The sequence below is a fragment of the Clostridium sp. DFI.1.208 genome (assembly GCF_024463855.1).
Taxonomy (GTDB): Bacteria; Bacillota_I; Bacilli_A; order Erysipelotrichales; family Erysipelotrichaceae; genus Clostridium_AQ.
In genome coordinates this window covers 1-11,702 of the sequence record NZ_JANGCA010000088.1, presented here as the reverse complement: position 1 = coordinate 11,702, position 11,702 = coordinate 1, and the positions used below count along the sequence as shown (strand labels likewise).

14 protein-coding genes are annotated in these 11,702 nt (G+C 34.3%); 1 reads left to right on the top strand and 13 read right to left on the bottom strand.

Translation table 11 applies throughout. The features are described from left to right. Positions 1-313: 313 nt before the first annotated feature. The 8 genes from NE665_RS22350 to NE665_RS22315 form a co-directional block, all read right to left on the bottom strand. Positions 314-1,747 carry a nucleotidyltransferase gene (locus tag NE665_RS22350; RefSeq protein ID WP_117443387.1) on the bottom strand — a complete coding sequence of 478 codons (1,434 nt, stop codon included), beginning with the start codon at positions 1,745-1,747 and terminating at the stop codon, positions 314-316. Positions 1,748-1,756: 9 nt separating this feature from the next. Continuing rightward, positions 1,757-2,482: a hypothetical protein gene (locus NE665_RS22345; RefSeq protein WP_117443388.1), complete on the bottom strand. Its 726-nt coding sequence runs from the start codon at positions 2,480-2,482 to the stop codon at positions 1,757-1,759. A gap of 134 nt (positions 2,483-2,616) precedes the next feature. Beyond that, positions 2,617-3,261, bottom strand: a complete 645-nt coding sequence (locus NE665_RS22340; RefSeq protein WP_117443389.1) for an RloB family protein — start codon at positions 3,259-3,261, stop codon at positions 2,617-2,619. A 3-nt stretch (positions 3,262-3,264) separates the two neighbouring features. After that, a complete protein-coding gene (locus NE665_RS22335; RefSeq protein ID WP_117443390.1) occupies positions 3,265-4,539 on the bottom strand; it encodes an ATP-binding protein in 1,275 nt (424 codons plus the stop codon). A gap of 100 nt (positions 4,540-4,639) precedes the next feature. Further along, positions 4,640-4,804 (bottom strand): hypothetical protein, encoded by a 165-nt coding sequence (locus NE665_RS22330; RefSeq protein ID WP_178760001.1) that lies wholly within the window; start codon positions 4,802-4,804, stop codon positions 4,640-4,642. Then, positions 4,791-5,066, bottom strand: a complete 276-nt coding sequence (locus tag NE665_RS22325) for a helix-turn-helix transcriptional regulator (RefSeq protein WP_117443391.1) — start codon at positions 5,064-5,066, stop codon at positions 4,791-4,793. The genes NE665_RS22330 and NE665_RS22325 overlap by 14 nt, the downstream gene beginning before the upstream one ends. Before the next feature lie 460 nt (positions 5,067-5,526). Further along, positions 5,527-6,108 carry a GNAT family protein gene (locus NE665_RS22320; RefSeq protein WP_233104833.1) on the bottom strand — a complete coding sequence of 194 codons (582 nt, stop codon included), beginning with the start codon at positions 6,106-6,108 and terminating at the stop codon, positions 5,527-5,529. A gap of 440 nt (positions 6,109-6,548) precedes the next feature. Further along, positions 6,549-7,418 (bottom strand): AraC family transcriptional regulator, encoded by an 870-nt coding sequence (locus NE665_RS22315; RefSeq protein WP_117443393.1) that lies wholly within the window; start codon positions 7,416-7,418, stop codon positions 6,549-6,551. Between the two features lie 735 nt (positions 7,419-8,153). Between NE665_RS22315 and NE665_RS22310 the strand changes: the two genes are divergently transcribed. Beyond that, positions 8,154-8,354, top strand: coding sequence for a hypothetical protein (locus NE665_RS22310; protein ID WP_233104832.1), 201 nt, complete (start codon positions 8,154-8,156; stop codon positions 8,352-8,354). Positions 8,355-8,413: 59 nt separating this feature from the next. On the opposite strand, the gene NE665_RS22305 is transcribed toward NE665_RS22310, so the two are convergent. The 5 genes from NE665_RS22305 to NE665_RS22285 all read right to left on the bottom strand — a co-directional run bounded on the left by NE665_RS22305 (position 8,414) and on the right by NE665_RS22285 (position 11,469). Beyond that, on the bottom strand, positions 8,414-8,749 hold the full coding sequence (locus tag NE665_RS22305; protein ID WP_117443396.1) for a helix-turn-helix transcriptional regulator: 336 nt from the start codon (positions 8,747-8,749) through the stop codon (positions 8,414-8,416). Beyond that, positions 8,736-9,011 carry a helix-turn-helix transcriptional regulator gene (locus tag NE665_RS22300; protein WP_178760002.1) on the bottom strand — a complete coding sequence of 92 codons (276 nt, stop codon included), beginning with the start codon at positions 9,009-9,011 and terminating at the stop codon, positions 8,736-8,738. The genes NE665_RS22305 and NE665_RS22300 overlap by 14 nt, the downstream gene beginning before the upstream one ends. Positions 9,012-9,269: 258 nt before the next feature. Then, positions 9,270-9,674, bottom strand: coding sequence for a 30S ribosomal protein S9 (gene rpsI / locus NE665_RS22295; protein ID WP_117443398.1), 405 nt, complete (start codon positions 9,672-9,674; stop codon positions 9,270-9,272). A gap of 12 nt (positions 9,675-9,686) precedes the next feature. Continuing rightward, positions 9,687-10,124 (bottom strand): 50S ribosomal protein L13, encoded by a 438-nt coding sequence (gene rplM, locus NE665_RS22290; RefSeq protein WP_002605778.1) that lies wholly within the window; start codon positions 10,122-10,124, stop codon positions 9,687-9,689. Positions 10,125-10,605: 481 nt separating this feature from the next. Next, positions 10,606-11,469, bottom strand: a complete 864-nt coding sequence (locus NE665_RS22285) for a DegV family protein (RefSeq protein WP_117443399.1) — start codon at positions 11,467-11,469, stop codon at positions 10,606-10,608. Positions 11,470-11,702 lie beyond the last annotated feature (233 nt).

The window sequence follows — 11,702 nt, the reverse complement described above, 5'->3', positions numbered from 1 at the left end:
GTCTAATCGCATAAGAAGTATTTACCACGATTTTAACCACGCTTGATAGCGAAAATATAAGAAGATAGACCTAGATATGTGAGGTTTACCACAAAAGCAAAATGCCCGTAGAGCCTATAAAATAAGGATTTGCGGACATTTAAGAAGATATAAAAAGATAGTCAAAAAGACATATATGATTTATTTCAACTATACTATCTTTTCTAAGATAATTTATTCAACTGCTCATTCTTTAGACAAAAATCACAAAAAGAAGTTCCATGATTTTTTCAACACCTTATATCAATCCATATCAATTTTAATGTTTCACTAATTAAAATATATACTTTTTATAAGGAACTACATCTATAACAAAAGGATTACTTTTCCCAACACAACATCCATCCTTGACCAAAAATGCCTCTACATAATGTTTGCCAGTATATGATGTAAATTCCTTACGTATCCTCTTTCCTTCTATTAATTCAGAATTATAAAAATCACCCCTTAACTGATTTGCTTGTTGAGCTTCAAAACCAGTATTAGTAATTTGCCAATATATATCATATAATTTTATATTTTCTGATATAGCTTCAAACCTAACATTAATCCCTTTACAGACAGATTCACCGCTTGATAATTTTTTTGGTAAAAAACCATTTTGATATATAATAGTTTTAATTTCTACTTTCTTCCATAAATTCATTTCCCATTTTGGTTTTAAATGATATGGTAATAGCTCCATAGACTGTTCTACTTCGGTTGAAAATTTTTGTTTACACATACTTCTTTTAATAAGATTGAATTCTTCTTTTTCATTGCCTATATGATATGTAACTGAAAAATCAAACTTTAATTGTTTTATCCAATTTTGAAATTCTAAAAAATAGTTCTCATCCGACCATTTACTCGATAAGTTCTCGTTCTCATCAACAGGATTTAAAACGCAAGGTTTTTCATTTATGTAATTTATCTCATGTTCTAATTGACTAATTATTTTTTTTATTATATCAATGAAATTCTGATTTTGTTTGCTAACTTTATCATAAGCTTTTGCTACTAAAGTCGTAATTATAACAGATGAAGGTTTTAATTTCATATTATTCTCAAACATTACCTCCGCATGCCTTTTTAGCAGTTGAACAACTCTTTGCAGTGGTGTTTTTATTCTATAAAAAGGGACTTCTTCTATATTTTTTGCGTTCGCAAGTGCATATTGCTGTCTATATTCTTTATACTGAGATATTTGTCTGAACCACTCTGAGTATGCTTTGGGATTACTTACTTCCCAATTATTCGAAATTATATTATAATCCCTATTCTCTTTATCAGTAATCACTATTTCTTTTAATTTCCCATTCAATAATGATGGCAAAATATCAACGTGAAAATTCTTCTCATCGACATAAGTTATAGTCCAACATCTTTTACCGTCATTGGGTTCTTTCTTCATATTATTGCTTTCAACATAGTCTTTAACGACTTTTCCAGTAATATTTTTTAATTTACTTTGAGTAATTTCATTTTTCTGTATTTTATCAAAGGTACATACCAAATCTATGTCATAACTACCATCTTCAGTTAACGGCTTTATTGCAGTACCTAATTTAAAAGATCCCTGAATATAAATGTTCGGTTTGTATTTATTCACATCTGAGTTCTCTAAATAATGTGCTATAGACTTATATCTTGCTATCGCTTTTTCATAATCACTATCTGATACATCAATATCATCAAATAGTTTAAGTATATCACTTGAATATTTCATTGCTCCTCCTTATCTTAAATATTTTGAATTTTCAGAGATTTTATAGGATTTATCTCCAATTTCTGTACATTCTCTTTCTATATCATCATATTCTACTAAAATAATGTTTTTGTTTTTATCTGCTACTTGTTTCACACTTTCTAAAGACTTCTGCGTTAAAAACACCTCATATATATCAAAAAGTAATATTTCATCGCATTTGAAATGTACAGAATAATGTATTCCTGAATTTATTTTTCTAATAAACTCAAAGTCTAAATTAAAAAAATCATCCTTATCAATTATACCAGTTTGAACCATCTCTTCAAAAAATTCTCTATGCACAGTAATCTCTCTATTTCTCATTGACCCATACCATGTTAAAAATTTGGTTAAATACTTTCCTTTAACATATACTCGAAGGTCATTTTTTTCATAAAAAGATCCATTGCTCTCACATCTAATTTGTAACTTATTGTAAGTATCCCTAAATGATTCGTTGTATTTATATACCCCACCAATTGGTTGATACTGATCAATTCTATTTCCCTTAATTAGCAAGTATTTGCTATCAACTTTAATTTTAAATAAATAAGCCGCGCTAATTCGATAATCACTTTTCATATGGACAATAGAATGTCCCAATATCTTCAACTTTCCTCTATTAACCCAAATCCATGTTAAAAATGAACCAATCAGAAAACTAAATACTGAACTGAATATATTTTCACGAATATAGTCTAACATGACTCCCATCATTCCTCCTTCTTTATATCTGTTTTCTTTGCTGAAAAATAATATTTATTTTTCTAATCATCTTTGTAAACTTAATTAAATAAGCGTTTTTTTCTTGTACAATTTGAACACGCAGGTTCCTATGACTTCAAAGACTACATACATTTTTCTTTAATTTCTTTTACTAAACCATCAACATTAGTACAAGGAATCATTTCAGATGGTATTAACATCCCATTATTAATACACTGACTTCTTTTTTGCTGTGCAATTTTTATAGCATTTTCTTCATCGCCAAATTCACATAATTTTTTATATAAATCTTTTTCTGCTTTATCATACTTTTGACCAGTTTTTCTCTCATACTCAACTGCAAATCTATTACAACAGCTAACGGAATCTTGAATATTAGGCATACAACCAAAATAAGCATATAACCAGATTTCAAGACAAGGATTTGACCAGCCAGCATGAACTCCACTTTGTTCAGCATTCTTTATGATACTATCAAAATCTTTTACCTGATCACGATCAAAAACGATCCAAGGTTCACTGTATTGGGGATATAGAGATGCTCCTTCTTTACATGTTTTCACTAAATCGACTGTCCTTGATTTTGTAACCTTTATCACAATTTTCCCTTTTAATACTTCTGGTATGGAATCTCTTAATCCTTCTAAATAATTCTTTTCTGTCTGATCAGTATCAGTTACGATATAATAATATCCCAATTCTGGAACTCTTCTTTTTCTAGATTGTTCTCTAGATTTTCTTTTACCTCGCCTATCTTCCCTTCCCATAAACTAATCATCCTCCATCACCATCATTGACTTCAATTCTGGAATTGCCCCATACTTACCTAAAAGATAATTTTTTTCATAATTCTCATCTTTTCTTATTTTTTGGCCATCTTCGTCTACAAAATCAGCTAATGAGTACAACGACGAAATACCATTATTATCTTTTTCTGTAAACCAAACCTCATCTCTTCTTAATAAATTATTTGATAATGTCCATGAATCATGAGTGGTAAAAATAATTTGAGCATGATTTTTATTGATAGAAGGATCAAGAAAATTGATTAAAAAGTTTCTCACAAGTAATGGATGAAGTCTGGAATTTAATTCATCTACAAATAAAACACCACCTGTTTCCATTACTTCTTGTAAAGAAGGATATAAAGCAAACATTTTTAATGTTCCTGCTGATTCCTCCTGCAAAGGTAAAGTGACAGTTTCATCAGAATTGATTAATCTGTGCACTGTATTGATTTTCAAATGCTCATTATCGTCTTCATCATCTTTTAACTTTTCTACCTTAAAGTCAATAATAGAATCATCAAAAGAAGAAAAGTAATCCACAACCTTTTTTCTAACATTCTCGTTATCAGAAAAACCTTCTGGTGTATATCTAGAAAGGAATAAGTTTTCAAACGGATCACCAAAATCAGCCATCTCATGTTTTAAGAACCAATCACGAATATACTTAAGTTTTTCAACTTTTAATTTTGCACCCAAAGATACAATAAGAGTTTCATTCTGTAGTGAAGTCTTAATGTTGTCATGAGTTTTCTTAGGCAAACCACTTAAATCTAATTCATCACTTTCTCTATTTCTATAAAACAATGGTTTAAATTTTCCTCTTGCGCTTTTTGCACAAACATTAAGCCATTCTTCACAAACGCCTTTACTATCCACACTAAATCCATAATTATACTGTCTACACTTATCATTTTCATCACCTATAAAATAAACTTCAAAGGTTGATGGTGCATTTTTGCTCGCATTGTCAAATAAAAATGGTGTCGGCTGCATAAATTCACTTTTATTCTTTTTTTCATCAGCATCACCGCCAAATGCAAAAGAGCGCATAACATAATAAACCATATAGGAAAACGCTTGCTGTATATTAGATTTTCCACTTGCATTAGCACCAAATATTGCAGCAACTGGAAGTATCTTTTCGTTTCCTAATTCTATTACTCTATCATTAAATTCACTTATCTTAGTTGCAGATAGATCTAAAGTAGCATCATCTCTAAATGATTTGAAATTTTTAAAAGCAAATTGGATCAACATTATAATCGCCTCCTATTTATATTATATGCCAATTAATATATAATTCAACATTTATATGAGAATTTTTCTCAAATGCACGTTGATTTTTTTTCTTTGTAATTTATTTTCTATCTATAGCATCTATTAAGTCTTTAATATCATGATAAATAATACATGCTTCTTTTGCCATTTCCTTAAATGTGTATCCATACTCTTGTCTAAGCTCTCTTAAACGATTTCCTACAGCATGAAGAATCATGTCTTCATCATAACTACATTTCCCCATGTTCCACCTCGCTCATCTGATTGAATATCTCATCAAAGCGTTCATCAAAGAATTCATCCAGTTCTATCCCTAATGCTATAAGCAGTTCATTCAATAACAGAAGGGAAGGATCAGTCCCCCCCTTTTCTATGCTCAGAATAACATTATGATGTTTATAGCATTTCTTGCCAAGCATGGTGGGCGTCAGTCCAACTGCCTCTCTCAACTCCTTCAGACGAATTCCAGTCACTTTCATTGCATCCTGCATATTCTTGTATTTCATTTGAATCACTCCCTGCAATTATGATATCTTGCATCTTCATCATAACGTGCATGAGAAACAATGATGTCAGCAGCCCAATAAAATTTTACGCCGAAAGTTACGCCAAACTCTGCGCAGGTTTGCTACCTAAGTGCTACCCAACAAGAACCTCCGCATCACGCACAGTCATGCATACAACAAAAAACCCCATAAAATGGGGCTTTCGTGAGTGTACATAAGTGTACGAGAGTGTAGAAAGTAAGTACTTTCTATCGTTTTGATAGATTCCTTCTCTTTATAATCTAACTGAAACCATCCCCAGTACGTATGCCCAACTACTCATACCCTTTGGTTTTATATTGCCTACTATATTTATGGAAAAGAGAATTCAATTTCTATTTTAATATAGATCGTATTTTTTCTGCGTTGAGAGATACGGTGCACATCGTTGTTTTTATTCACGCTCTTTGGCTGTATCTTACTATTTGCTAGATAATGGATAAGCTGGAGTCTTTCTATATGTATAAGCATCAACAGATACGATTTCTTGACCGCCCCAATTCTTTTCTTGCGAAGTATAATCCTCTTTTACAAATCCATTATTCAATAATATTCTTGATGAATGTAAATTTTCTGGCATAACAAAAGCATTAAGAGTCGTGATTCCGATTTCGTTTACTAAATAATCAACCATTAGTTTTAGAGTATTCGATGCGATTCTCTTATTCCAATAATCTTCATTCACTTTATACCCTATTGTTATCTTGTTTTCTCTTTTTTTGTAGTCAAACATTTCTGCTAAGCCCACTAATCTATCAGGACTATCCTTTAAATAGATGCCTGCAATTATTTGTTTTTTCTTTTCAAAATCCCTTTTACCTAAATGTTTGATAGCGGTCTCTAATGCTTTACTACTTTTCTTATATAGAAATGGAGGTATAAACTTATATACATTGTCATTATTACTAATCTCTGACAATGCTTCAACATCATTTAATTCCATTCTTTTTATTATCACCTTATCGTTTTCCAAATATGGAAATATCTCAAATAGCTTTGTCATCATAGCCTCCTAAATTCTAACCTTAATTACTCTCTACATGATCCTATAAGCCGGAATATAATAAGTCTTTAAAAATTTAAAAGCCCTTCCTCTTTTACTAAACGAAAATCCTCATATAGCTTATGATCTCCTTAATATTTTTTGAATCATAATATATACCTTTATAATAAAGAATAAAATGATTTTTTTGTTCATCCTTAATAGTAAGAATACAACATAGCACGTGAAAAGTTCAGTCAGTTTTCCCCTTTATGTCCTTCATTTTCTTAGTATGAAGGATAGGGTATAAATCCACTTCCTCAAATGCTTTCTGCCTGCTATGTTTCCTTCGCAGCATTTTGTTTGCTTTACAATTCATTTAACAGTTGCGGCGATCAGCACTGCTATACAAGAGTGCCCACAAAGTCCAAATAATTCTTCCGATACTATATCAATATATCTTATGCTTCCTCAACTGCTATCCATACTTCTTGGTGATCTTCTTGCAGATAGCATTCAAACACAGGCAAGTCTGAAAGCTTATAGCCTGATCTTGGCAGCCATTCAGAATAAAATTTCTGGTAAACATCCTGCACTGCCTTTGGAATTTCACCATCTGCATTGATGATAACCCATGTTGCAGCAGGATAGGAGAAAACCGTCATTCCTTCCGGAACAGGTGCATGATAACAATCCGGTATATCTACATGGTTTGTGACAGCCAAAATATAGTCCATTTCATCTGTACTTCCCCACCCGCCTCCAGTGGCAATTCCCAAAAAACCGGAAGGTCGATAATCCGGAAAAAACTGCATAAATTTCTTCATAGTACCTTTTTTCCACGCCTTTTCCCATATCTGCGGAACAAGTTCAAAAGCTCTGTTCGTTTTAATCCTGTGTGAAATACCAGCCACTTGAAATGCAGGCCATTGCTCAATTTGATACTTCATCTTCTCAGCTCCTTTCATTGTAATTTGAAAGGAGAGCTTAGGGCAGGATTTAAGCATCACTGGTTCGTTTCTTACTGTTGACGGCAATACTCCATGAAAGTTTCTAAAAGCACGCGAAAAAGCATCTTGCGAATCATAGCCATACTTCAAGGCAACATCAATGATTCTTTCATTCCCCTTTATTATATCAAACGCTGCAAGGGTTAGTCTGCGATTTCTGATATACTCTGATAATGAGGTTTGTGCTATGTATGAGAACATTCTCTGAAAGTTGTATATCGAACAACATGCAATTTCAGATATTCTGTCATATGATATTTCACTTTGCAAATTGATATCAATATAATCCATAACCTCATTAAGCTGTTTCATCCAGTCCACATTAACCGCCTCCTCTCTAATTGCAATTATAGAGTAAATAGGTTATTTCTTCTCGACTTTTTATGTCGCAATTAGTAGATAGAAATCAATGTGTAATCATTTATTCAAGAGCCATCTGCCAAATCCAACTTATCTATTTTCATTCATTATAACAGATTTTCTGCCTAAGTGCTAAATAACTAGAACCTCTGCATCAAGCATACACGCTCTCGTACACTCATGAAAGCAAAAAAAACATGAATTGGAGCTTTCTTGTGTGTTCATGGTTGTACGAAGTGTTGAAACTTGAGTTTTCTATCGTCTAGAGGACTCCGAAGCCTTATAAAAAAACAAGTTAAAGTTTTTTGTAGCTTACTCGTAACGACACTTCTGTCAATCCAAAACAAGTGATGACAACACTATATGCAAATTGAAGAACTTGGTGATCTTGAACGTATTTCCATGTTTTTTCCCAATTGCCTATGCAACCTCTTATCGATGCGCTGGATAAGGATCGTAAAAATGGAAGAAACGATTATTCAAATGAAACGATGGTAAAACTGCTGGTCATAAAAAAAATCTGTCAGCTGAATACTGTTGAAAAATTACGACGGGAATTATTGCGTAATCCTACCTTACGTAGACTGTGTGGACTAAAGGATGAAGATTATACCTATGGAAAGAAAAAACTGATGCCAAATCCTGGCGTATTTCCATTGTTTTATCAGCGACTCACAAAGCATCAGGATTTACTGAATGATATTTTTTTCAGGATTGGTGGAAGATATGTATGATTCTATAGAAGAATTTGGTGAACGCGTAGCTGGGGATGGAAAATACCTGGATTCTTATGCTAAGAATGATCATCATAAGAATAGCAGTGATGGCCGTTGTGATTCAGAAGCAGCTTATTATTCTTCCTCTTCCATACTCCAGATTATTTATCATATTTCTTGATACACCTAATTCAGATGCTAATATACTCTGACTGATTCCGCTTTTAGTTCTGTACTTTTTCAACATATTGATAACTTTTTTTTCTTGATGAGCTTATATTCATCCGAGGATAATATTTTCCTTAAGAAGGCAATATCATCATATTTTTTTAAATATTCTTTATATTCCTCATTGAATATATCAGAAACTTTTATATTTAAGCCAGATGCTATATTACAGAATAGCCCAATAGATGAATTGCGTTCTCCCCGTTCTACACGCATATAATTATCTCTATCTATACAGGCTTCTTTTGCCATTTCCTTAAATGTGTATCCATACTCTTGACTAAGCTCTCTTAAACGATTTCCTACAGCATGAAGGATCATATCTTCATCATAACTACATTTTCCCATGTTCTGCCTCAATCATCTGTTCGAATATCTCGTCAAAACGTTCATCAAAGAATTCATGCAGTTCTGACCCTAATGCTGTAAGCAGTTCATTCAGTAACAGAAGAGAAGGATCAGTCATCCCCTTTTCTATGCTAAGAATAACGTTATGATGTTTATTGCATTTCTTGCCAAGCATGGTGGGCGTCAGTCCAACTGCCTCTCTCAACTCCCTCAGACGAACTCCAGTCACTTTCATTGCATCCTGCATATTCTTGTATTTCATTTGAATCACTCCCTGCATTTATGATATCTTGTATCTTCATCATAACGTGCAGGTAAAACAATGTCAGCGACTTTATTTAATTTTACGCCGAAAGTTACGCCAAACTCTGCGCAGGTTTGCTACCTAAGTGCTACCTAACTAGAACCTCCGCATCACTCATGTACACTCACGCACACTCATGAAAGCAACAAAAACCCCATAAAATGGGGCTTTCGTGAGTGTACATAGTTGTACGTAAGTGTAGAAAACAGGTGTTTTCTATCGTTTTGAGAACTGAGGAGCACGACGTGCCGCTTTCAGACCGTATTTCTTACGCTCCTTCATACGGGAATCACGTGTAACAAGTCCTGCTGCTTTCAGTGCAGGACGATAATCAGCACTAGCTTCCATTAAAGCACGTGTGATACCGTGACGCATTGCACCAGCCTGACCTGTATAACCTCCACCTTGAACGTTGATTTTAATATCAAACTGACCTAAAGTTTCTGTTAATTCAAGTGGTGAACGAACAACCATACGTAAAGTTTCCAGTGGCAAATACTCGTCTAATGTTTTCCCATTAACAGAGATGTTACCACTACCCGGAGTCATAAAGACACGAGCAACAGAAGTTTTACGGCGTCCTGTACCATTGTAAGTTACTGTATTTTTCTTAGCTGCCATTTCTTATTCCTCCTAACCTTTGATTTTCAGCTCTACTGGTTTCTGAGCTGTGTGTGGATGTTCACTACCTTCGTAAACAAACAGGTGTCTACGCATTTTGTCACCCAGTTTTGTGTGAGGTAACATACCGTAAATAGCTCTTTCGACCCATTCAACCGTATAGTTGTCCTTCATGACACGTGCAGTACGTGTACGAAGTCCTCCTGCATAACCAGAGTGGTTGTAGTATTTTTTAGTGTCCAGCTTGTTTCCTGTAAGCTCAATTTTGTCAGCGTTCGTTACGATAACAAAATCACCACAGTCCACGTTTGGTGTGTAAGTAGGTTTGTGTTTTCCTCTTAATACTGATGCTACTTCTGTAGCTAAACGACCTAATGTCTTACCTGTTCCGTCAACAACGTACCAAGTACGTTCAACTTCAGCAGGTTTTGCAAATGTTGTTTGGCGCATGTTGATATCCTCCTATGTAGTTTCCGGGGCTACAAGGGCATAAGTGCCTAACTAATAGTTTATATTCAAACCGGCTGTAAGTCAACATTTATTTTTCTTTTTTATCAAAAAATCCATCCTATACTGCAAAATGTAAATGGAATTATCAAAACAATGCTATACCTATCATAAAACCAATCCAGAAAACATAAAAAATGACAATCAAAGCTAGCTTTCTACGTTTTGACAATTACCTGGATTAGACGTATTAAGCTGTATGTTCATCAATATAGTTCCTCGTCTTTTTCATACGTCCGCCAGCCAGAAGAATCCCTGAATTCTTCAGTCTCTTTCCATATGCAAAAGCTATCTCCTTCAAAGGAAGAAATCATTGTATTTACGCGTGTAGTTGTAACCCCGTTGCCGCTCTTTGTAAAGCTGCGATATCCGTGATAAAAAAAACAGAAGTCCACATAATACCGTCTTCTGTTTCTTGTATTGATTAAGCCTCATCCAATATCTGCACACAGATTCCCAGCGTACCGGGACCGGTATGCACACCCAGAACAGGAGATACCTGTTTCATAATAAACACATCCGTACCGGGCAGCTTTTTCATGATACAGTCACGAATCTCCTCAGCAGTCTCCTGTGCATTCCCGTGCATAATAGCAACATTATACCGCTTATGTCCTTGCGCAAAATCCAAAGCAAGCTCCTTTGTCTTCGTGATTGACTGCTTTCTTCCACGAACCTTGGCCACCGTATAATAAATTCCCTCATCATTACAGGAGATGATTGGCTTCAAATTCAGGGCATTTCCAAACAGCGAGGCGACCAGACCGATTCTTCCCCCCTTCTGCAGGTATTCCAGTGTCTTCACTACAAAGAAAACCTTGCATTGATCAATACCGCGCATCAGCTTGGCTTTAATTTCATCAAAGGACAGACCGTCTTCAATATAGCGTGCTGCCTGAATGGCATGAAATCCACCGCCAATGGATATGTTTTTCGTATCCATGATAAACACTTCCATATCCTCCAGTTGATCCGCTATCAGATGAATCATATTATTCGTCCCACTCAAGCCGCTGGACAGCGTAATGGCGATTACCTTTTGAAAGCCGTCCGCACGAATCTGGTCAAAAATTTCCGCGATACGTTCCCCGCTTGGCAGCGAGGTCTTCGGAACCTCTTTCTCCAATCCCTGATATACCTGTTCCGGTGTGATATCAACACCATCGAGATATTCTGCATCCTTATATATTACCTTTAACGGGATGACATACATATGGTACTGGTCTACAAATGTCTGTGGGACATCACAGCAGGTATCGACGAGGACAGCAATTTTTTCTTGATTCATAGGTTACCTCCATTTTCTAAAGAATAAAACTAAGCATTCAAATTACTCTTACAGTATAACATAATCAGTATAATTATACAATCTAGTTTTAATAACTATACTTCTCTGCTGAAGTGAAAAGTTAAATTCCACTTTCAAAGTAGCTAAGTAGAAAAGACTCTTACACAACAATCTAGTTGAATTTACACTTACAATTGCATTTAGTCTTTCATATATCCTTTTTTATATCTATG